Raw genomic sequence first — 20,729 nt, 5'->3', positions numbered from 1 at the left:
TTTCCTAGATGACAAGTGGCCTTTGTAGAGGCGTCTGCCTTGGAAAACTCTATTTTGGAACGGTCTCGCGTACGCGAGGTCTACGTTAAAACCGCATATCAAAGCGTCCATCCGTAACGCGCAGCGTGTCGCATCCAGGTTCATATAAGGTGAAGGCGAAGCGACCGGCGGCAATGCGGGCGACGCCATCAAAGCGGGTTAGGGTCAGACTCCCTTTCTTGATGCGTGTGCCATCGTATTCGCATTTCTCGGTACTACAGAATGCTGAGAAACCCGTAGTGGAAGATCCAGTATTCTGAGGTTGGAGGGCATACACGGCATTACTGTTTAGCAGGCCTGTAAGTAGTAGGTTAATGTTGACGCTCTCCTGCTTATTTCCGGCATGTGCACCGATAGTCAAGCTATTGGCAACCGGCCAATCTCCTCTTGTACGGGTAATGCCTGAGGCCACGAAGGGCTTGCCATTGACAAGGCAGCCAAATGTATAGGCTCCATTCTGAGTTTCTGCGGGCAGGAGGATTGGCGCAGGGTCAGCAATTTTACAACTGCTACACTGTGTGAGCGAGAGTAAGGCTAGGCATAGAGAAACACGAACAAGCGGCATAAAGTAGAGTAAGGCGTTATGGTGGCGTTCAAGATAGGGCAGAGTTCAGTAGGCACCAATAAGAGGCAGCTAGGAGTCCGATAAGTACTGGTTATGTTTACTACAGAATAATTATAAGTACAAGGAGCATAAAAAAGCCCCTGAACAGCTATGTTCAAGGGCTTTTATTCTTATCAGTAGGTGGAATTTACCAGCTGCCGCTAGCGCCGCCGCCGCCGGAGCTGCCGCCCCCAAAGCCGCCGAAGCCACCGCCTCCGCCGCCCCCAAAACCGCCTCCTCCACCGAAGCCACCGCCGCCGAATACGCCGCGGCCGCCACTAAAGTCGCCGAAGATGACGGGTGGAATCATGGTGCCGCCGAAACCACGGTTACGTCGGCCACCGCCTCCACCGCCCCGGTTACGGAGCAGAATGAACAGGATCAGTATGCCGATAATTAACCAGAACGTCCAGCCGGAGCCGCTAGTGTCGCGGCTGCGCTGCCGTTGGGGCATGGTGCTGGGGTCGGCTTTGTACTCACCTTTGGCTAAGGCAATGAGTTGATCGGTGCCCCGGTCTAGGCCCTCGTAGTAGCGTTCCTCCTTGAAAGCCGGAGCCAGCGTGTTGGAGATAATTCGCTTGGCTAGGGCATCCGGAATGGCACCTTCCAACCCATAGCCTGGCTGGATGCGCACTTGGTGCTCCTGTTGGGCTACTAATATCAGCACCCCATTATTGTTGTTTTTCTGCCCAATTCCCCAGGTCTCGTAGAGTTTCTGGGCATAGTCGGCAATTTCGTAGTCGCCCAGCGTGGGTACCGTGACAACGGCTATCTGGGACGACGTAGAGTCGTTGTAGGCCACTAGCTTGTCCTCCAGCCGCTGCACCTCATCAGGGCGCAGCATGCCGGCCAAGTCATTAACGAGGCGGGGCGGGTTGGGGCGAGGGGGCACATCCTGGCCTAGCGCCAGCTGGCTGAACGCAGGCACCAGGGCTAGCAGCAACACCAGCACCAGTAGCCAGCGCCGATGCACAAGAGAGAGTGATTGGATCATACACGTGGCGGCTTAGAGTCGCCAAACGAGATAGAGTCGTCGAGTTCGTTTTTGTCGGTGGCGGCGTTGTACGGGTAGTACCGTTGCAATTGCTCACCCACCATGCGCACCCCTTGTTCTAGGCCACTCACGTAGCGCTCGGCCCGGAACAGTTGCAGCACGGTTTCTTTGGTGGTTTCCCAGAAGTCGTCGGGCACCATAGAGTTGATGCCAATGTCGCCGATAACGGCAAACTGGCGGCTTTCCCACGCCATGTAAAACAGTACTCCGTTGCGCTGAGCCGTTTTATGCATGGCTAAGTCGGCAAACACCTGGGCGGCGCGGTCGAGGGGCTCGGGGGTGGGGCAGGTGTCTTCCAGGTGCACACGGATTTCACCAGACGTAGTGATTTCCGCCTGCTTGATGGCTGCTACAAGGGCAGCCTCTTGCTCTGGGGTTAGCGGGTTGGTCATGGTTGTTGGGGCTCTGGGATCTTAGGGTCTTAGGGTCTTGGAAGCTGAATTGATGCAAGGCCAGTTACTACTGTAACACAGAGCGCCAACCTAATTTCCAAGACTCTAAGACCCCAAAAACCCTAACAATCCAAATTAGAACTGAACAGTGGGCGCTTTCTGCGAAGCAGCGTCGGCCTCAAAGTAAGGCTTCTCCTTAAACCCGAACACGCCTGCAAACAGGTTGTTGGGGAAGGACTTCACGAAGCCGTTGTAGTCGTTGGTAACGGTGTTGAACTTGTTGCGCTCTACGTTGATGCGGTTTTCCGTGCCTTCAATCTGCGCCTGCAACTCCTGGAAGTTGGCGTTGGCTTTCAGCTCCGGGTAGTTTTCTGACACAGCCAGCAATCGGCCTAGGCCAGCGCCTACTTGGCTTTGGGCCTCCTGAAACTGCCGCAGGTTTTCGGGGGTCAGGTTCTCGGCGTTGAGCTGCACGCTGGTAGCCTTGGCCCGGGCATTGATAACGTCGGTTAGGGTTGACTTCTCGAAGTTAGCGGCACCCTTCACGGTATTCACCAGGTTCGGAATCAGGTCGGAGCGGCGCTGATAGGCGCTCTGCACGTTAGCCCACTGGGCCTTCACGGCCTGGTCGCGGCTCACCATGCCGTTGTAGCCGCACGAGGACTGCGAGAGCAGAATTACCAGGCCCGCGAAGTAGAGAAGAAAGCGTTTCATGATTGGGAGAGAAATAGGTAGTTAGGAAAAGGAGAAACAGATGAAGAATAGCTGAACCCAAGGCTATGTCAGCCGGTTACTGCCGCAAGCCGCTGGCCCTACACAAACCGGTGCGCTGCAAAGTACGGATTCAGAACATAGCGGTTGTGTTATGGCTGTCTCCCGGCTCAATTCACTATTTTGCGTGCTTACGCCACGCTCATTGTTCATGAAAGCAGTTATTCCGGTTGCCGGTATTGGGTCGCGCCTGCGGCCGCACACGCACACGCAGCCCAAATCGCTGGTGCCCGTGGCTGGCAACACAATTCTAGGCCACATTATCGACCGGCTCGTTAGTGCCGGGGTGGAGGAGTTTGTGTTCATCATCGGCTACCTGGGCGAGAAAATTGAAAGCTATGTACGTCGTCAATACCCGCAGTTGCGCAGCTCCTTTGTGGTGCAGGAGCCCCGCGAGGGCATTGCCCACGCCCTCTGGCTGGCCCGCGACCAGTTTCGCCACGAGCAAGACGGCATCCTGATTCTGCTCGGCGACACGATTGTAGATGTAGATCTGCCCGCCGTGATGCGCACCCCCGGCAACGTACTGGCTGTGAAGGAAGTAAAAACGCCTTCGATGTTTGGGCTGGTAGAAACGGCCAGCAACGGCCGCGTAACCAAAGTGGTGGAAAAGCCGCGCATCCCCAAGTCGAACTTCGCCCTCGTAGGCCTCTATAAGATAGATAAGCCCGACTGGCTGGCGTCGGCTCTGGAGCGCATCATTGATCAGAACCAGCGCACCCACGGCGAGTTCCAACTCACCGACGCGCTCATGCTCATGATTCAGGACGGCGCCGATATGAGTACCGTGTCGGTGGATAACTGGTTTGACTGCGGCCGTAAGGAGAGCCTGCTGGAAGCCAATGCCCGCTTGCTCAATGTGCCCGAGTTCCTAGGCCAGGTGCCGCAGTTCCCCGATACCATTATCATCCCGCCCGTCAGCATCGGCAAAGACTGCCAGATCAGTAACTCCATCATCGGCCCCAACGTGGCCATCGGCGATAGGACCATCGTCAAGAATACCATCCTCAGCGACTCCATCATTGGCTCTTATTCCGAGCTGCGCTCCGCCGTTATGCACGACTGTATCGTCGGCTCCGACGCTCTGTTCAAAGGCACCCGCCACAGCCTAAACATCGGCGACAACACCGAGATTGACTACAGCTAATTTGTAGCACAGGTATAAGGTGATGAAGTGACGAGGTAAAACGGTATACCTCCCGTACGTCATCCCGCCGAAGAAAGGATCTTACTCCGCTTAAACGAGCTGCTCTAGGCCAGTCGTTCACCGGAGTAAGATCCTTTCTTCGGCGGGATGACGTACTTTTTAGTGTGTTGCCTTAGCACTTCGTTACTGTTTCCTTCCTTGCCTGCTTACAATTTCACTAAATCCCCATTTCAACATGTATCCGGCAAGGGCAGATTGTCGTTACTTTAGCTCGATGCGCCACTTGTCTTCCTTTCCTCGCCTGCTGCCTGCCCTAGGCTTGTCTCTGTTGCTGCTGCCCGGCTGTTACTCCCGCTCCGATATGAAAACGGAAGAGGGTACTGCCGCTGAAACCACCTCCACGCCGTCCAAAGGGTCTTCCGAGACAACGTCGGCGCCTAAACCAGAGGCTGCCACCCCAGAAGCTGCAGCCACCACCGCGCAACCCCTGCAAGCTGTGAATGTGTTTCTGGAAGTGTCGGGTTCTATGGAAGGCTTCATGCCCAAAACCGGAGCCGGCGGCGAGAACACCAAGTTTCAGCAGCATGTGGCGCAATTCCTCTCAGAAGTAAACCGTAGTTCGGCAGCCCGGCAGAAGACCTTCTACCGCATCAAAGAACGGCCGTACAAAGACTCCTACCAAGCTATTTCCGGCACGGTGCGCAGCGGCATTCAGCAGCCCGCCAAGAGCACTGATATTCCCTCGGTCCTCGACACGCTGATGACGAGTTACTACCAGCCCGGTACCGTCAGCGTCCTGATTTCAGACTTCATTTACTCGCCGAAAAACGCGGGTGCCATTCCTTACATCAAAACCGACATTGCCGACGCGCTTTCGCGCAGCGGCGAAAAGTCCGACTTGGCGGTGTCGGTGTACGGCTATACGTCTGATTTCCGCGGCACCTATTATCCGGCGCTGGTAGCTTCCGGCAAGAAAACTAACTGCTGCGACACGGAAATTCCTTACTACATCTGGGTGGTTGGCTCCGCCAGTGCCGTGCGGCAGTTTGATGCCGCTTTGTTGGAGCAGCAGCCTGCCAAGCAAGCCCACTTCGGCGTTACGTATCCGCAGCCGAACTACTCACTGCTCAGCAAGTTCCAGAACAAAGGCAGCTGGTACTACGGCGACGCCGGCGCCAGCAAGCGCAACGCGGAGTCGTACCGCGTAATAGCCGTATCAGAAGCCTCCGCTCAGCAACCCGTGGAGTTTGTAGTGGGCCTAGACCTAGGCCAGTTACCCGGCCAGTACCGCGAAGTGGCCTACCTCAAGCAGAACCTGAAGTTGCAGGGTGTTGACACCGACGCCAAGCTGCTCGACGTATTTGCTGCTACCGACCAGAACCGCGCTAGCAGTGGCCCCGAAAGCAAATTCACCCATTTCGCCAAAGTACGCCTCACCCGCCAGCCCAAAGCCGCTAGGCCACTCGTGCTGCGCCTCCAAGACCAGCGCCCGGCTTGGGTGGCGCAGTGGACTACCAAGAACGACGCCACCCCGGCGCCCAAAACCTTCGCGCTCAGCTCGCTGCTAGACGGCCTGGAGGCGCAGAGTGGTGCAGAAAAAAAGCCAATTTTCGAGGCGCCATTGACCTTACAGCCAGCTGAGTAGAAGCTGAGTGGCTTATTTACACTGGCGGCAGAGCGTCATTTTTAGCGCAATTGGAATGGTTTTCGTTCATTAACGAAGCCGAATGCCCAGCTCCCGAGTTGGGGTCGTGCTTACAATTTCGTTCCGCCCTCATCGTTCAACGAATTGCCAACGGCTAGTTGGCCCTACTTCCTTCCATGAAAGCACTATTCCGCTCCATCTACGAACTTATCGGGGCTCCGCAGCCACCCGCCGACACGCCCGTGTACCGCGACGTTATTTTCCCCAATATCGGTCTTCTTAACATTGGCATTTCGCTGGCGCTGGTCGTGATATTCTACTATGTCATCAACCGGATGATGGGAGTAGCTACCTTCAACAAGGGCCGCCACTGGGCAATATTTTTGATACTAAACGGACTGATTGCCTTTGGTTTGGCTATCAGTCAGGCCCACGCCCAGCAGGTCACCGACCACAGCTACATCTACTGGCTGGCCACCTGGAACGCCATTCTAGGCCTGTTCTGGTTCTTTATCTTCTCCCTGATTCTGCGCAAAGGCTCCACCAACGCCAGCACAACACCTTTCTAAGCGTACTAATGGTCCCAACTTTTCCTCTTCTATGTCTGCATGAGGAGGCAAAGCCTTACTGCTATTTAGTAGAAAATACTCGGGATCTAAGTTATTGCAACCTAGCGGGCTACTATAGCTCACAACGAAAACCAGAGCTGTATTTTGATGCTGCTGGCAGAAAGTTCAGACGTAAGCTGAAGTTGAAACGCAACTTCGGTAAATGGCAAAAAGTGCTTACCTATTTCTATTGGGGTAGTATTCCAGTAGAAAGTGAATGGTACATAGTCGGCAATTACCGCTTCAAAGAATTGCAAGAACAGGTTGACCGCTGTGTAAAAGCGGATGACGATGTAATGACTCAATTTATTGAGCCTGATCACCTGACCTTACTTGTACAACAGGCACGTCATTTTGAAGATTTATACATGGTTCTGAATGGGGCTATTTACAACTTCGAAGATGATGACTCAATAGTTGCCTGACATACCGCAGATCTTGAAAACGAACATACATGGCTAAACTCTTTTTATTCGGTATTGGCGGCACGGGCTCCCGCGTAATTCGCTCGCTCACCATGCTGCTGGCCGCGGGCGTTGACCTGCCCAACTGCGACCGGGTAGTGCCCATCATCATCGACCCCGACGCCCACAACGGCGACATGAACCGCACGGTGCAACTGCTGCAGAGCTACCAGCAGATCTATAAGCGCCTCGGCCCTCGGGAAGAAGGCTTCTTCAAGACCGATATCAGCACGCTGAGCGGCATTTCACAGGATGTGAACGGCTCGGTGAAGGATACCTTTATCTTCGACTTCGGCGGCATCAACCAGAGCTTCCGGCAATACCTGAGCTACGACGGCCTGTCGGTGGATTCCAAAGGCTTGGTGGACTTGCTCTTCACCCAGGATAACCTGGAAAGCCCCCTGACCATTGGCTTTCGCGGTTCCCCGAACGTGGGCAGTATCGTTCTCAACAAGCTGGTGGAGAGCCCCGAAATGCGGTTCTTCGCCGATAACTTCCAGGATGGCGACCGGGTATTCTTCGTGTCGAGCATCTTCGGCGGTACGGGCGCGGCGGGCTTCCCGCTCATGCTCAAGAACCTGAAGGACACCAACACGCGCCTCAGCAATGCACGCTACCTGCGCGACGCTCCTACGGGTGCCGTAACAGTAATGCCCTACTTCGCCCTGCAGAGCGAGGACAACGCCGTCATCGACTCCAACAACTTCCTGACGAAAACGAAAGCAGCGCTCAGCTACTACGAGCACAACCTTCAGGGCCTCGACGCGCTGTACTACCTCGCCGACACGCCCGATACGCCCTACGAAAACCAGCCTGGCGGCACCCAGCAGAAGAACAAGGCCCACGTAATTGAGCTGCTGGCGGCCCTGAGCATCGTGGATTTCATGCGCTATTCGCCCGCCGAGCTGCGCACCGGTGGCCCGCACTTCCACGAGTATGGCCTACAGGCCGACGCGCCGGAAATTCAGTTCAGCCACCTGCCCGACGAGTCGCGCGAAATCATTGCCAAGCAGCTCACGCAGTTCCTGTACTTCACGCGCTACCACAAGCAGCACCTGCCCACCGACAAAGCGCCCTACGCCGACAACCTGAAGCTGGACTACGCCATGCGCAACGAGCCTATCTTCCGGGAGTTGAACACCTTCCTGCACAGCCAGGACTCGGGCGTGGATCAGTGGTTGCAGGAGCTAGCCCAGAACCGTCGTTCTTTCCGTCCCTTCGACCTGCAGACTGACGACTTCAACGCCATGATCCTCGGCAAGCCCGTGGAAAAGAAGTGGAACGACTTCTTCAACAAAGGCCTCAGCCACAACTACCTCCTCGATAACCTCAACAAAACCGAGAAGTCCATCCAGGAACCCGACAACTTCCGCAAGATGCTGGAGCTGTTCTATGATGTGACCGATAAGGCGTTTGCAGAGAAGGTAAAGGTGGTATAACTGTTGAACGAAAACTCCCCTCCTCAGATGAGGAGGGGATGCGGCGGCTTTAGCCGACGCTGGGGTGGTTGACCCCGTTGCTGATGTTGTTTAGCCTGAACGATTAGGTAAGGGCGTCATGTCGAGCTTGTCGAGACATCTTACTCGAATCGTTGCAACACTAACTCAACGTCAGCACGCGAGATGTCTCGACAAGCTCGACATGACAGATACGAGTTGCACTAGACCACTTCAACCACTCCTAACCCCTCCTCATCTGAGGAGGGGAACTAGCTTTCTAGAATAGAATTCCGCAGCACATGGCCAAAGTCCTTCGCTTACATAATAATGGCTCCCAGCAAGTTCAAGGCTGGCAGAAAACGGCGCCGGTAACGAGCACCGAAATCAATACCGTTACGGACCCGGCTGGCGGCAAGTCCCGCAACCTGGCCGTGAGCATCCCGACGCCGTTTGCGCGGATGCACCTGTTTGAAACGGCGTTCGACTTTCTGGCCCGCGAAGGGCAGCGCAACCCCGGCTCGGTGTACCACGAGCTGACGACCCACTTCTGGGACCTGCTGGAGCTGCTCTACAACTACCACCTCTACACCCAGGCCGGCCGCAAAATCACGTTGCGCCGCTGGAATGCCGAGGCAGAAATTCGTCGGATGCGGCAGGAGGAGGGCACCCGCCTGCTGGGCGAAACCTTGCAGCTATACATGCAAGACGAGCGGTTCCGCGACTTCACCGACATGTACCTGGTGTATTACGAGTCGCCGGAGCTAGCGGGCGGCACGCGCCTGCTGGGCGGCACCTCGCCGCTGACTATCCTGTTCACCGGCCCCGAGGTGAAGCCCCTGGACCTAGAGCGTCCGCAGGCCCGCGGCCACTACTTCGACAAGCAAACTGTGCTGCTCGAAGACCGTGACCCACAATTCCGCGAGTTCGTGTATGAACTGTTCCTGGCCTACCCGCAGTTGCAGCGCCGCGAGTTTGCCGGCAGCGTGTACGCTAGCCTTGACCGCAGCAAAATCAACCAGCTCCAGATGCAGGGCGACCGGTCGGCCCAACAATTTGCTGCTCGCTACCCCGCACTCGTAGACGTGCATGGCAACTTGGTGAGTGTGAAGAACGTGCCGCTGCCCGGCCGCGCCGATCAATCGGCCGTGACCAGCTCCGACCTGTTCATCCAGCCCACGCGGGAGGCTATTGCCGGCCGCCCTAGGCCACTGGTGTTGCGCCCCAACCTCACGATGCCCGGCGCTAACTACCTCAACGGTCAGCCCTGGGACGACCGCACGCCGGTACCCTACCACGACGAAGTAGCCCTGGAAAACCGCGTGCTGCCCGGCAAAGGCTTCAAGTACCCCTACCTCACGGTGGGCGACTTGCTGGAAGATTCGTTGGTAGAACTGCCCTATGAGTTGAACACGCAGCGTTTTCACACCGGTAAAGTCACGTTCCAGTACGGGGCCGACGGGCAAGGCCGGGCACGTTTTCCCTACCTGCTGCCGCTGAAGCAAGCCTTCTTCGAGTATTTCACGGAGAACGAGCTAGCTGAGCTGCTCACCTTCACCATCGACCTGAGCCACGTGCGCGTGCAGCTGCGGGTACCGGTGCAGGCGGGCCGCTTCATCACGTTTGAGCGCAGCTACTACACCAATCCGCAAAACCCGAAGGATGCTCAGGGCCGCGAGATTCTGGAGAAGGGCCGCATTGTAAAGGCTACCGTAGGCGTGGGCGTGTTTCCGTTCTATAAGGTGCGCTACCAGCCCGAGTACAACGACCTTTACAAGGTGATGCTGGTGGACGCCGATAACTCGCCCACCATGCTCAGCCGCCGCTACGACCTGCAGTTCTTCGTGAATGGGGAGCGAATCACGGAGCAAGGTGCCGCCCGCCGCGCCACCCGCTACGAGCGCACCCAGAAGAGCATGGCCACCGCCGGCAGCACCTATTACGAGGTTACCGGCACCCACTTCGACATAGTAGAGCTTACCTGCCCGCCTGCCACCATTGGCGCCGAGCCGGCCCGCGGCCTGTTCGTGCCGCGCTGGCGCGAGCTGGACCGTGGTACCCGCCGCTTTACCTTCGCAGTGGACTTTGGTACCACCAACACCCACATTGCCTACGCCGATTCGCCCACCGCGCACCCGCGTCCGCTCACCATTGGTGAGGCCGATGTGCAGGTAGAGTGGCTGCACGCACCCGTGGCCGATGCCGGCCTGTCAGCTGCGCAGCGCTACCGCACCGGCGCCGGCCAGATCTGGACCTACATTGCTACCCTACAGAACCGGGAGTTTGTGCCTTCCTTCGTGGGCGAAGGTGGCTCGGTGTATGAATTCCCGATTCGTACTGCTGTTTGCGAAACCACGTCGTTTGCCAACGAGCCGGCCAAGGTGCTTAGCAACATCAACATCGGTTTCAGCATCAACACGGAAAATGCTTCGGAGCTGCCCCAGAACCGCTTCATTACCAATCTGAAATGGTCGGCCGAGCTGGACCCGCAGGGCGTGTCGCGCATTGAAGCCTTCTTCAAGGAAATCCTGCTGCTGCTGCGCCATAAGGCGGCCCTGCACGGCGGTATTCTGGAAGACACCCGCGTGGTGTGGTTTGCGCCGCTGAGCTTCGATGGCTTCCTGCGCAACCAGTTCCAGCAAGTGTGGGACGAGTCGTTCCAGCAGGTATTCAAGACGCGTCGCTCCACTATCTGCCTCACCGAGTCGGTGGCCCCGTACTACTACCTCACGGCCACCAACCAGGTAGTCCCCAACCGCGACGAAAACGTGGTGAACATCGACATCGGCGGCGGCACCACCGACCTGCTGCTCTTCGCCGATCAGAAACCGGCCTACAGCACCTCGTTCCGCTTCGCCGGCGACGACCTGTGGGGCGACGGGTACGCCCGCGTGCAAGGTGCGCCCAAGCAGAACGGTCTGCTGCGCCTTGGCGTAGGCCACGTGGAAAGCCTGCCCGATTCCGAGCAAAATCAGGAGTACAAAGGCTACCTGCGTGCCGCTCTCAGCAACACCGATTTTGGTTCTGCTGACGTGACTAGCTTGCTGTTTAAGTACGATGATGCGCTGCGCTTTACTCAGGCTCTAGGCTTAGGTAAAGGTCGGCAACTGCGGGTACTGTTCTACCTGCACTACACCAGCATCATCTACCACACGGCGCAGCTTACCAAGCACCTCGGCCTGAAAACGCCGCGCTACCTCTGCTTCTCCGGCAAAGGCAGCCTTTACCTGCGCCTGCTAGCTGGTGGTAGCTCGTTGGTGGCCATCGAGAAAATTACGAAGGCCATCTTCCACGCCGTAACCGGCACCGAGCCGCCCCACAACTTCCGCGTTATCCTGGCTGACAACCCTAAGGAGGCCACTACCAACGGTGGCGTGTTGTTTGAGGAAAAGTCGAATACGGCAGACTACGACAGCATCAAGCCCGTGAAGTACAGCGGCGCCGTGGAAGGCACTGAGTTAAATCAGCAGCGCCTGAAACTGAATCAGGTAGATGCCGCGCTGAAAGACCAAGTGCTGGAAAACGTACGTCACTACCTCACCCTCGTGCTCGAAGGCGACGAAGTAGCACCCTACCTGCGCGAAGTAGGCGTGGACGTAGACCGTCAGCGTGTGAAGGACATTCTGCAGCGTGAAATCGAGGATAGCTTAAGCCTAGGCCTGCACCAGTTCCAGCGCCAGCTGTCCTCCGACGAAACCCTGCCAGAAACCTTGTTCTTCTTGCCACTGAAACAGGCACTCTACAACCTGAGCCGCGAGCTGCAGGCATGATAGAAGAATCCCAGACTAGAGCAAAAACTAGTTCCCCTCCTCAGTTGAGGAGGGGAACAAACTTCTACCTCTAGTTTCGTCCTGTACTCCCTACCCAACTAACACCCTATGACCCTTTCCCGTCGCGCCGCCTCTCTACTTTCCGGCCTGCTGCTTCTGGCGGCGGGCAGTCGTGCCCAAACCCCGCTAGGCCAGCCTACGCTCGATGAGCAAAAGGTGCAAATCTGGTGCGCCACGGCCCGCTATGTGTACGACGACAACGGGCGCTCCAACCTCAAGGGTAGGCTGAACTGTGGCAGCTCACTGAGTGCGTTTGAGAGCAGCATTAAGGCTGACAGTCAGCGGGTGTATAGTGCACTGTATCAGCCGCTGGAAGGGAAGGGAACGATGTATAAGGGTCTCGGTTCCAACTCATCGCGGTTGCAGAAGCTGACCACGGAGATAATCAACCGCCTGAAAGCTTCGCCGGCGCGGCGTGCTAACCCTGCGCGCATGCAACGCTTGGCAACGCTGGAGGCAGCACTTAACAACTACGTGCAGAATGGTACGCCCATTGGTGAGCTAAGCAATGCGGAGGTGGCCACAGAACAAACGGATACCACTACTACCTCCGACGACACCATGAGTGCCAGCCCGTCTGACGCTGGCCTAGCGGAGGCGGGTGTAGCAAGTACCCCTACCGCGGTTAATAATGGGGCAGGGGAGAGCCTAATGAACAAATTCTTCGGGCCATTGGCTCTGATTCTATCCTTGTTGAGCCTGGTGCTCTATGCACTGCTGCGCCGAAGCATTACGGCTCTTGGCGACCGGCTAGGGCGGCATCGTTCAGAAATAGACTCGGTGAAGAACGGGGTGATGGGCAGCAGCGCCAGCCTGGGTACCGCCAGCGCCGACCGCCTAACGCCGGCGCAGCAGCGTGAAGTGGAAATACTGGTGCAACAGCGGGTTGAAGAAGAGCTCAAAAAACTGCGCGGACAAACAACAGCGGCTCCAACTCCTGCCGCTGCCCCGACAGCCAAACCGGCAGGCCAGTCAGCGCGGCCCGCTCCAGTGGCGCCCCCAGCGCCCGCCGCACCGGCGCCTGCGCCTCCTAGGCCTATTACGCCTGCCCCAGTAGCGGCGCCTGTGTACTCGGCTCCGTCGGCTGCTACGGAGGTGCCGGTTACCCCGCCGGTAATACCTGTTGGGGCGCCTTCGGCTTCACCACGGGATGAGTTTGAGAGCTTGGTGCCTCCTGTACAATTACCTAGCCCTGCGGCGTCAGTTGCCCCCGCCGCTCCTGCAGAGCCAATTGCGTCGGCGGCTGCCGTGCAACAAACGCGTTATGTGAAAGTACCCGTGAATGGGGCATTCAATGAGTATGATTTCAGTGATGAGCCGCAGCACGACAGCATTTACGAAATTCATCTGGACCCGCAGTGGCCTGAACTGGCAACGTTTAGCGTGACCTCTAACCCGGCAGTGCACGCCTACGCCATCCAGAGCGCGCAATACTCGTTGCGGGAGGCCTGCAAATACCAGCAGCCTACGGGCCCGGTCACGCGCATTATAACCGAGGAGGAAGGTGTACTGCGCAAGGTGGCCGGAAACTGGCAGATTGAGCAGAAAGCCGCTATCCGGTTTGAGTAACTAGAAATTACAAGCTAGTTCCCCTCCTTAAAAGAGTAGGGGTTAGGGGTCGTGGCTGAACGTCGGATCGGGTTTTAGGCTTTTAGTTCTAAACCCGCTCTAGGCCAGTCAACAACCCCTGACCCCCTCTTTTAGGGAGGGGAACTAGCTTTTAGCCGTAGCTTCGTAGTTATATGCTTGAAATCATTCTGGAAGTAGCCGTAGTAGCCATTGTAGTAGGCCTGCAAATCCGCACGTTTCTGCGGACGCGGGCCAATGCGCAGCGGCTGGCTCAACTATACCCCGCAAAGGAAGCGTTGCGCGTAGAGCAGCGCATTGTGCTGCCCGACGGCCGCGACCTGCCCGACTACGCCGCCGACGCCCCGCCTGAGTCCTTCGCTTCCAATCTCATTAAGGCCGAAAATGCCTCGCCGGAGTTCCAAGAGATCCTACTAGATACTAACGACTACCTGCGCCACAACAAAGGTGCCGCCGCCGACTTTGGGATTTTAAAGGACATTTCGGAGCGGCAGAGCGAGGTGCTGGATAACTCAGTGCAGGCCAACGTAGCCACCCCGCTTTACCTAGGCCTGTTGGGTACCTTTCTAGGGGTGATACTAGGCCTGGTGGGCATTGCCCGCAATGGGGTGTCGGATGAAAATGCCTTGACACCGTTCCTCACGGGTGTGCTCATTGCCATGACGGGTTCCTTTGTAGGCCTGTTGCTGACGTTGCTCGGTAACGGGGTGCTACGCCAGGCTCGGGAGCAGCTTGATCGTAAGCAAAACCAATACTATACCTTCCTGCAGGCCCGCTTGCTGCCCGTGCTGCACGCTGATATGGCTAGCTCCCTGACTAATCTGAAGTCGGTACTGGATGCATTTAATCAGCAGTTTGTTGGCCAGGTAGAGCTGTTTAACCCCTTGATGGACAAGGTTACCCAGAATATTCGGGTGCAGAGCGACTTCCTGGAGCGGCTCGATACCATTGGTTATGATAAAATGGCCGCTGCCAACATCTTGGTGTTTGATAAGGTGCGAGAGTCGGCGGAGATGTTTGCAGCCTTCACCGGCTATCAGCAGAAGCTTAACGACATGCTGGCTAAGGGGTACCAGTCGGCAGAAAGTGTCAATAGCATCCTCGACCGGTTGCGTGGCTTTGAAAAGGGCATTAACGACCTAGGCCAGTACATCGGCGGCAACAACAACTCGGTGCAGCTCATGCTAGATTTCTTCCAGAAGCACCAAGTGGAGCTGCGCAACCTTAAAGACCGCGCCGAGCAGCACATCGACCAAGCCGGCGTTTCCCTGGCCGATGTAATGACCCAGCGCTTGGCCTACAACGAGCGGCAAGCCCAACTGGCCTACGAGAAGTGGCAGCAGTACTTTGACCGCCTTAACGCCGATAACATCTTCGATAAGTTGCTGAAACAGCTGGAGCCCTTCCAGAACCTCAACGTGCAACAAGCTGACCTCAGCCGCGACGTAACTGCCACCCAGCGCGAACTGATGCGCAAAGTAGAACTCGACTCGCAGATTCAAGCCAAGCTGCTTTCAGAGCTTTCCAACCTGAACACGGTGCTGGTAAAAGCCACCTCCAAGAACCGTTTCCAACGGTTTATGGATAAGCTATTTGGAGGCGTGCGGCCGCAGTAGTTATGAACAAGTTTCTAACTGGATTAGGATTGTGTATGAGCATTTCGTTTGCTGGATATGCTCAGCAGAGCGAAATAGTTAGGATTAAAATTCCTGTTCAGTATAGTGAGTTGTACAATGAGGAGCTCATTAAGCGGCTAGTGATTCTACCAAACCTTGACAGGACAACGTACATTTTTGCCGCTGATACTACTTTGAACATGCTGGAAGTATGTGGCAATAATGGCGTATACTATTTCGGGCAAGGACCAACTGATCATAGCTCTGCTAGGTATTGGGTTGTCACCAGAGTTGAAAACGAATTGCAATACGTGCGGAATAATCTCAGCCAGCTTGGCCACAAGCGGCTTATTATGGATTATCGTGCTGGTTTGTACAGTAGTGAGTGCTTCACTTGTAAGCATGATAAGTCAGTTATGAAGCAGGTAGCCAAATTGGTCGAACTTAACAATAGGAAGGCTTCCAGTGCTGTATTCTAGCTCAAACCCTTACCTCATTACATGAACAACTCCACATCCAACAACCGCCAAAGCAACGACTTCTTCTGGCCCAGCTATGTGGACCTGATGACGTCCCTGTTTGTGGTGATGCTGGTGCTGTTCGTGTATAGCTTCAAGCTGTTCAAAGACCGGGAAGGAGAGCTGCAGCAGGCCAATGGTGAGCTAAAAGCCAAGGCCATTGAGTTGGAGCAGATTACCAAAATCCGCCGTTCCCTGCAGAAGCTAGAGGGTAAGTACTTCAAATATGACCCCACCAATGAGCGGCACGAGCTGCTGGTGCCCGTGCAGTTTAAAGCCGGTCGTGATGAGATACAGGAAGCCTACAAGCCCGCTTTGCTGCAGGCTGGCCGCACGCTACGCTCGGTGCTCAAAAGCATCAAAACCGACCAGCCCGTGCGCTACCTCGTGATTGTAGAAGGCATGGCCGCCCGCTACCCCCAGGGCGACCCCCGCAATACGGCCGAGGAGCAAACTACTTATCAACTGAGCTACCGCCGCGCCCTGAACCTGCTGAACTTCTGGAAGCAGAACGGTATCAACTTCGGGCAAGACCGGAGTATTGAACTGATTATTGGCGGCAGTGGGTTTTATGGCACCGGGCGCTACCAGGGGCGCCGCGAAGGCGACAACAAACGCTTCCTTATTCAGGTGATTCCGAAGGTGGGCCGCATGCAATAGCCCAGACTTTAGGCATTGTAGATTATCTTCGGCGCCCTGCCATGTTACCCGTATTCATGCAAAAAATTACTGTTTCCGTACTATCTCTGGCGGCGCTGGCTTCGTGCCGCTCCGCGCAAACCACGGCTCCCGCTATTACGGCCCCCACTCCGGCGGCTGGTAAGGCGGAGGCTTCTACTTCCCGCTCCACTGTGCAATACCCGCAAACCAAGAAAGTCGATCAGAAGGACGACTATTTCGGCACGTTCGTAGCCGACCCATACCGCTGGCTGGAAAACCTCGACTCGCCCGAAACTAAGGCGTGGGTGGAGGCTGAAAACAAGGTCACGTTTGATTACCTAGGCCAGATCAAGTTCCGAGACCGAATCCGGGAGCGGCTCACCAAGATCTGGAATTACGAGCGGTTTGGTATTCCGCAGCAGGAGGGTAACCAACTCTACTTCAGCAAAAACGACGGTCTGCAGAACCAGGCCGTGCTCTACACCCAGCAAGACGGCCAGGAAGGTCAGCCCGACGTGCTGCTCGACCCGAACAAGTTTTCTGCCGATGGTACCACGGCCCTAGCGGGCACTTACTTCTCTACCAACCACCGCTACCTGGCCTACGCTACCAGCGGTGGTGGCTCCGACTGGCAGCAGATAAAAGTGCTGGACCTGAAAACGCGTAAGCCGCTCACCGATGAACTGCAGTGGGTAAAGGTATCGGGCGCGGCCTGGTATAAAGATGGTTTCTTCTACAGCCGCTACGATGCGCCCAAGGCCGGCCAAAATCAGCTTTCTGGCAAGAACGAGTACCATAAGGTGTACTACCATCAGCTAGGTAAGCCCCAAAGCACCGATAAGCTGGTGTACGAAGACCCCAAGATGGCTCTAGGCTTCCGGACGGTGGGTACCACCGAGGATGAACGCTTTTTGGTCCTCTACCTCACCAATGGTAAAGCCGACGGTAACCGCCTCTCGGTGCGCGACCTCACCGACCCCAAGCAAGCCAACTCCTTCACGCCCCTCATCAGCAGCTACGAGTACAACAACTCGGTGGTAGGCAATGTGGGTGGGCAGCTGCTGGTACACACCAACTACAAGGCGCCCCGCTACCGCGTGGTGCTCATTGACCCCAAAAAGCCCCAGGAGGCCAATTGGAAAGAAGTACTGCCCCAGACCGAGAACAAGCTGGAAGGCGTAGACCAGGTAGGCGGCTATCTGGTGGCTTCTTACCTTAAAGATGCCAGCAGCCTTATAAAGGTGTACACTGAGAAGGGCCAGTTCAAGCACGATGTAGCCCTGCCCGCCATTGGTACGGCCTCGGGTTTTGGCGGCAAGCGCAACTCTAAGGTGGTGTACTACGCCTTCACGTCCTTCACCTACCCAACCACTATCTACAAATACGATTTGGCTTCGAATACCAGCACGGTGTTCCGGGCGCCGGCGGTAGATGTGAAGCCCGACGACTATGTGACCACCCAGGTGTTCTACTCTAGCAAGGACGGCACTAAGGTGCCCATGTTCATCACCCACAAGAAGGGCATTAAGCTGGACGGTAAGAACCCCACATACCTCTATGCCTACGGCGGGTTCAATATTTCCCTGACGCCAGGCTTCAGCGTGGCGCGGATGCTGTGGCTGGAAAACGGGGGCGTGCTGGCTATTCCAAACCTACGTGGCGGTGGCGAGTACGGCGAAGCTTGGCACAAAGCCGGCATGACGCCCAACAAGCAAAACGTGTTTGATGACTTTATTGCCGCTGCCGAGTATCTGAAGGTGACGGGCTACACCACCACGGAGAAGCTAGCCATGGCCGGCGGCTCAAACGGTGGCCTACTGGTGGGGGCCACCATGACGCAGCGCCCCGATCTGTGCGGCGTGGCCTTCCCGGCCGTGGGCGTAATGGATATGCTGCGGTACCAGAAGTTCACCATCGGCTGGAACTGGGCTCCCGAGTACGGCACTTCTGATAACTACGACCAGTTTCAGAACCTTTATAAGTTCTCGCCTCTGCACACCCTGAAGGCAGGCACCAGCTACCCCGCTACCATGATTACCACCGCCGACCACGACGACCGCGTGGTGCCAGCGCACTCCTTCAAGTTTGCGGCGGCGCTGCAGGCGGCCAATTCGGGACCCAAGCCCCAACTGATTCGGGTGGACGTGAATGCGGGCCACGGTGCCGGCAAAAGCACCAAGCTGCAGATTGACGAGTGGGCCGACATCTGGGCATTTGCGTACCAAAACATGGGGGTAAACCCCTATAAGAAGTAATAGTGGAAAGGCTGATTGTAGCTCGAAGTGAAGGATTGTTGTCGGAAACAGGCCTAGCTTAGTTGATATAGTGACTTCCAACAGCAACCCGCTACTAGCAACAATCAGTACCTAACACATCAACAATCAACGCATCAACCCGTATCTTCGCGGCCGCAACTCGCGTAATTGCCTCTGTTCTTTTGCATTCAGATATGAAAAAAACGCTCCTGTTCGGTCTGCTGGCCGCCTCGATGACGCTGTCCGTAACTTCCTGCAATAACCCCGATATCAAGCGGGACGAAGATATTGTAGATCAGCCGCTGCCCCCCATTCCAGCCGCTCCCGACACTACGGGCGGTAAAAAGGCACCTGAAAACCCAGCTACGCGCGAAATCAACGCCGTAAACGCAACGGAGGACATCAAAAAGATGCAGCCTGTAATGTAAATCTGGCTCCCGGCTAGTTATAACAATGCCCCTTGGCTGATAAAGCTGAGGGGCATTGTGTTATATAAGTGGCCTAGCCGTACGGTTGAAGGTTGAAAAATGGCCTAGGCCACTACATTTGCACCTATGTCAACTATCACCATCCGTCGTGGCCGGGAGGCCGATTTACCCCAAGTGCTAGGCCTCATTCAGGAGCTGGCCGTGTACGAGCGCGCCCCGCAGGAAGTCACGAATACGCTGGAAGACATGCAACGCGACGGCTTTGGGCCAGACGCTATTTTCAAGTTCTTTGTAGCTGAGCAGGAGGGCAAAATTCAGGGCATTGCGCTCTACTACACGGGCTACTCCACCTGGAAGGGCCGGATGCTCTACCTGGAAGATCTGGTAGTAACGGAATCGTTGCGCGGCACCGGCATTGGCAAGCGCCTGTTTGACGCCGTGGTAGCTGAGGCCCGCCACACTGGTGCCAACCGCATGAAATGGCAGGTGCTGGAGTGGAACGAACCCGCCATTGGCTTCTACAAAAAAATAGGTGCCAACCTCGACCCCGAGTGGCACAACGGCAACCTGACCATTGAGCAGCTACAGGCCTACGTCTGTGACCCAACCGTAGAGATGCTTGTCACGCAGCCGCAGGATGAGAAATAGGCTTTAGTAGAGCCATAAGCTCAATGCTAGGCCAGTACCAAACAAAAGGGCCCACTGCCATGGCAGCGGGCCCTTTTGTTTGGTGGAAGTTGCAGGAGGTCAGTCAACAACTTCCAGCATCGTGCGGAAGGAGGCGTAACGACCCCCAAAGTGCTTTTCAATTTCTTTGATGAGAGCCGGAGCCGCTACCCGCTGGTATTCCTCCAGCTGCTCTAAGCTCACGCAATAGTATTGCGAGGCATACGTAACGCCGCCATCCTCTTCGTTGAGCAGACGGCAGAGTTGGCTTTTTAGGAAAAAGCCGGTTTCCATTACCTCCGGCATGTGCGTATCGCGCATGTAGGCCACCCACTGGTCGGCAATTTCCGGGTCGAGGCTGGTGGTGACGTTGTAGAGAATCATGAGGCAGAGTGAAGTGGCAACTCAGTGAGTTGCCGTAAAAAAGCAGAAGTAGTGCTTACAAGCACAAATAGAGCAACAAAGTTCGCCGATCAATTGTCCATTTCAGTCACCCGCTTCGTAGTATTTCTACCTCAGACCCGCATGTGGTCGAAGTGGAAATCCTGAATGCGAGCCTGAATATCCTTTGGTGCCAGCTTCTCCCGGATGGTGGCCTGCACTAGCTCGGGTAGCTCTGCATCCCCGGCAAAACGTAGGGAAAGAATCTGTTTTAGCGTAAGCTGTTCTTCTAGGGGGCGGAGGCTCTGGCCGGTAACCTCAAAGTAGCGCTGGCGCACTTCCAGGCGAATAAGCCGGTCTTGAAGTTGCAGCGCATAATGCTGGCGCAGCATAACCAGCACACCAAAGCTCACCACCGCCAGCGCCATAAGCGTAAACCACAGACGTGAATCTTCGGAGTCGTCGCCGGCCACGGCCAAGTAGCGCCTAACGCTGTAGATGGACAGAATAAGCAGGGCCGGTAGCAGCACAAAGTGATGCCACGGGTACAGCATAGGAGTATTTTTGATTGGCTGATTGGCCATAGAGCGTTAGGTAGGAGTGTACGACTGATGTGCACGAATACGAA

Annotated in this window: 18 protein-coding genes; 12 read left to right on the top strand and 6 right to left on the bottom strand. The window is 56.1% G+C overall.

Going from position 1 to position 20,729, the window contains the following annotated elements:
- Window positions 1–85 precede the first annotated feature (85 nt).
- From EU556_RS18875 to EU556_RS18860, 4 genes are all read right to left on the bottom strand, one after another.
- Entirely contained in the window at window positions 86–604 is a 519-nt protein-coding gene (locus tag EU556_RS18875; RefSeq protein WP_135435696.1) for a hypothetical protein, read from the bottom strand.
- Window positions 605–791: 187 nt separating this feature from the next.
- Entirely contained in the window at window positions 792–1,637 is an 846-nt protein-coding gene (locus EU556_RS18870) for a TPM domain-containing protein (protein ID WP_135435695.1), read from the bottom strand.
- Window positions 1,634–2,089 carry a TPM domain-containing protein gene (locus tag EU556_RS18865; RefSeq protein ID WP_135435694.1) on the bottom strand — a complete coding sequence of 152 codons (456 nt, stop codon included), beginning with the start codon at window positions 2,087–2,089 and terminating at the stop codon, window positions 1,634–1,636. The genes EU556_RS18870 and EU556_RS18865 overlap by 4 nt, the downstream gene beginning before the upstream one ends.
- Window positions 2,090–2,224: 135 nt before the next feature.
- On the bottom strand, window positions 2,225–2,803 hold the full coding sequence (locus tag EU556_RS18860) for a LemA family protein (protein ID WP_135435693.1): 579 nt from the start codon (window positions 2,801–2,803) through the stop codon (window positions 2,225–2,227).
- A 208-nt stretch (window positions 2,804–3,011) separates the two neighbouring features.
- Here EU556_RS18860 and EU556_RS18855 point away from each other — a divergent pair, with 208 nt between their 5' ends.
- The 12 genes from EU556_RS18855 (at window position 3,012) to EU556_RS18800 (ending at window position 19,702) form a co-directional block, all read left to right on the top strand.
- The gene (locus EU556_RS18855) at window positions 3,012–4,007 is read left to right on the top strand and encodes a sugar phosphate nucleotidyltransferase (protein ID WP_135435692.1); all 996 of its coding nucleotides are present in this window, start codon (window positions 3,012–3,014) and stop codon (window positions 4,005–4,007) included.
- A 274-nt stretch (window positions 4,008–4,281) separates the two neighbouring features.
- Window positions 4,282–5,652 (top strand): hypothetical protein, encoded by a 1,371-nt coding sequence (locus tag EU556_RS18850; protein ID WP_167855636.1) that lies wholly within the window; start codon window positions 4,282–4,284, stop codon window positions 5,650–5,652.
- A gap of 176 nt (window positions 5,653–5,828) precedes the next feature.
- Window positions 5,829–6,221, top strand: a complete 393-nt coding sequence (locus EU556_RS18845; RefSeq protein WP_135435690.1) for a hypothetical protein — start codon at window positions 5,829–5,831, stop codon at window positions 6,219–6,221.
- A gap of 8 nt (window positions 6,222–6,229) precedes the next feature.
- Window positions 6,230–6,685: a hypothetical protein gene (locus EU556_RS18840; protein WP_135435689.1), complete on the top strand. Its 456-nt coding sequence runs from the start codon at window positions 6,230–6,232 to the stop codon at window positions 6,683–6,685.
- Between the two features lie 29 nt (window positions 6,686–6,714).
- On the top strand, window positions 6,715–8,163 hold the full coding sequence (locus tag EU556_RS18835) for a hypothetical protein (protein ID WP_135435688.1): 1,449 nt from the start codon (window positions 6,715–6,717) through the stop codon (window positions 8,161–8,163).
- A 299-nt stretch (window positions 8,164–8,462) separates the two neighbouring features.
- On the top strand, window positions 8,463–11,930 hold the full coding sequence (locus tag EU556_RS18830; RefSeq protein WP_135435687.1) for an acetate and sugar kinases/Hsc70/actin family protein: 3,468 nt from the start codon (window positions 8,463–8,465) through the stop codon (window positions 11,928–11,930).
- Between the two features lie 108 nt (window positions 11,931–12,038).
- Window positions 12,039–13,559, top strand: a complete 1,521-nt coding sequence (locus tag EU556_RS18825) for a hypothetical protein (RefSeq protein ID WP_135435686.1) — start codon at window positions 12,039–12,041, stop codon at window positions 13,557–13,559.
- Between the two features lie 173 nt (window positions 13,560–13,732).
- Window positions 13,733–15,193 (top strand): hypothetical protein, encoded by a 1,461-nt coding sequence (locus tag EU556_RS18820; protein WP_135435685.1) that lies wholly within the window; start codon window positions 13,733–13,735, stop codon window positions 15,191–15,193.
- 500 nt (window positions 15,194–15,693) lie between these two features.
- Complete coding sequence (locus tag EU556_RS18815) at window positions 15,694–16,371, top strand: hypothetical protein (RefSeq protein ID WP_135435684.1); 678 nt, start codon at window positions 15,694–15,696, stop codon at window positions 16,369–16,371.
- A gap of 56 nt (window positions 16,372–16,427) precedes the next feature.
- Window positions 16,428–18,626, top strand: coding sequence for a prolyl oligopeptidase family serine peptidase (locus EU556_RS18810; protein ID WP_135435683.1), 2,199 nt, complete (start codon window positions 16,428–16,430; stop codon window positions 18,624–18,626).
- 194 nt (window positions 18,627–18,820) lie between these two features.
- On the top strand, window positions 18,821–19,054 hold the full coding sequence (locus tag EU556_RS18805) for a hypothetical protein (protein WP_135435682.1): 234 nt from the start codon (window positions 18,821–18,823) through the stop codon (window positions 19,052–19,054).
- Window positions 19,055–19,180: 126 nt separating this feature from the next.
- Window positions 19,181–19,702: a GNAT family N-acetyltransferase gene (locus EU556_RS18800; RefSeq protein ID WP_135435681.1), complete on the top strand. Its 522-nt coding sequence runs from the start codon at window positions 19,181–19,183 to the stop codon at window positions 19,700–19,702.
- A 99-nt stretch (window positions 19,703–19,801) separates the two neighbouring features.
- Here the strand turns inward: EU556_RS18800 and EU556_RS18795 are convergent, their stop codons facing one another.
- Together EU556_RS18795 and EU556_RS18790 are read right to left on the bottom strand one after the other, a co-directional pair.
- Complete coding sequence (locus tag EU556_RS18795; RefSeq protein ID WP_135435680.1) at window positions 19,802–20,104, bottom strand: DUF4286 family protein; 303 nt, start codon at window positions 20,102–20,104, stop codon at window positions 19,802–19,804.
- A gap of 131 nt (window positions 20,105–20,235) precedes the next feature.
- Complete coding sequence (locus EU556_RS18790; RefSeq protein WP_135435679.1) at window positions 20,236–20,685, bottom strand: DUF6526 family protein; 450 nt, start codon at window positions 20,683–20,685, stop codon at window positions 20,236–20,238.
- Window positions 20,686–20,729 lie beyond the last annotated feature (44 nt).

It is taken from the genome of Hymenobacter fodinae (assembly GCF_004745825.1).
Lineage (GTDB): Bacteria > Bacteroidota > Bacteroidia > Cytophagales > Hymenobacteraceae > Hymenobacter > Hymenobacter fodinae.
This window is presented reverse-complemented; position numbering and strand designations above follow the sequence as displayed.

Bases quoted from the DNA above. Each gene is read 5' to 3' on its own strand.
- EU556_RS18810 (WP_135435683.1), top strand. From the start codon at position 16,428: ATGCAAAAAATTACTGTTTCCGTACTATCTCTGGCGGCGCTGGCTTCG.
- EU556_RS18875 (WP_135435696.1), bottom strand. From the start codon at position 604: ATGCCGCTTGTTCGTGTTTCTCTATGCCTAGCCTTACTCTCGCTCACA.
- EU556_RS18850 (WP_167855636.1), top strand. From the start codon at position 4,282: ATGCGCCACTTGTCTTCCTTTCCTCGCCTGCTGCCTGCCCTAGGCTTG.
- EU556_RS18805 (WP_135435682.1), top strand. From the start codon at position 18,821: ATGAAAAAAACGCTCCTGTTCGGTCTGCTGGCCGCCTCGATGACGCTG.
- EU556_RS18830 (WP_135435687.1), top strand. From the start codon at position 8,463: ATGGCCAAAGTCCTTCGCTTACATAATAATGGCTCCCAGCAAGTTCAA.
- EU556_RS18855 (WP_135435692.1), top strand. From the start codon at position 3,012: ATGAAAGCAGTTATTCCGGTTGCCGGTATTGGGTCGCGCCTGCGGCCG.
- EU556_RS18790 (WP_135435679.1), bottom strand. From the start codon at position 20,685: ATGGCCAATCAGCCAATCAAAAATACTCCTATGCTGTACCCGTGGCAT.
- EU556_RS18820 (WP_135435685.1), top strand. From the start codon at position 13,733: ATGCTTGAAATCATTCTGGAAGTAGCCGTAGTAGCCATTGTAGTAGGC.
- EU556_RS18865 (WP_135435694.1), bottom strand. From the start codon at position 2,089: ATGACCAACCCGCTAACCCCAGAGCAAGAGGCTGCCCTTGTAGCAGCC.
- EU556_RS18825 (WP_135435686.1), top strand. From the start codon at position 12,039: ATGACCCTTTCCCGTCGCGCCGCCTCTCTACTTTCCGGCCTGCTGCTT.
- EU556_RS18815 (WP_135435684.1), top strand. From the start codon at position 15,694: ATGAACAACTCCACATCCAACAACCGCCAAAGCAACGACTTCTTCTGG.
- EU556_RS18860 (WP_135435693.1), bottom strand. From the start codon at position 2,803: ATGAAACGCTTTCTTCTCTACTTCGCGGGCCTGGTAATTCTGCTCTCG.
- EU556_RS18795 (WP_135435680.1), bottom strand. From the start codon at position 20,104: ATGATTCTCTACAACGTCACCACCAGCCTCGACCCGGAAATTGCCGAC.
- EU556_RS18840 (WP_135435689.1), top strand. From the start codon at position 6,230: ATGGTCCCAACTTTTCCTCTTCTATGTCTGCATGAGGAGGCAAAGCCT.
- EU556_RS18835 (WP_135435688.1), top strand. From the start codon at position 6,715: ATGGCTAAACTCTTTTTATTCGGTATTGGCGGCACGGGCTCCCGCGTA.
- EU556_RS18800 (WP_135435681.1), top strand. From the start codon at position 19,181: ATGTCAACTATCACCATCCGTCGTGGCCGGGAGGCCGATTTACCCCAA.
- EU556_RS18870 (WP_135435695.1), bottom strand. From the start codon at position 1,637: ATGATCCAATCACTCTCTCTTGTGCATCGGCGCTGGCTACTGGTGCTG.
- EU556_RS18845 (WP_135435690.1), top strand. From the start codon at position 5,829: ATGAAAGCACTATTCCGCTCCATCTACGAACTTATCGGGGCTCCGCAG.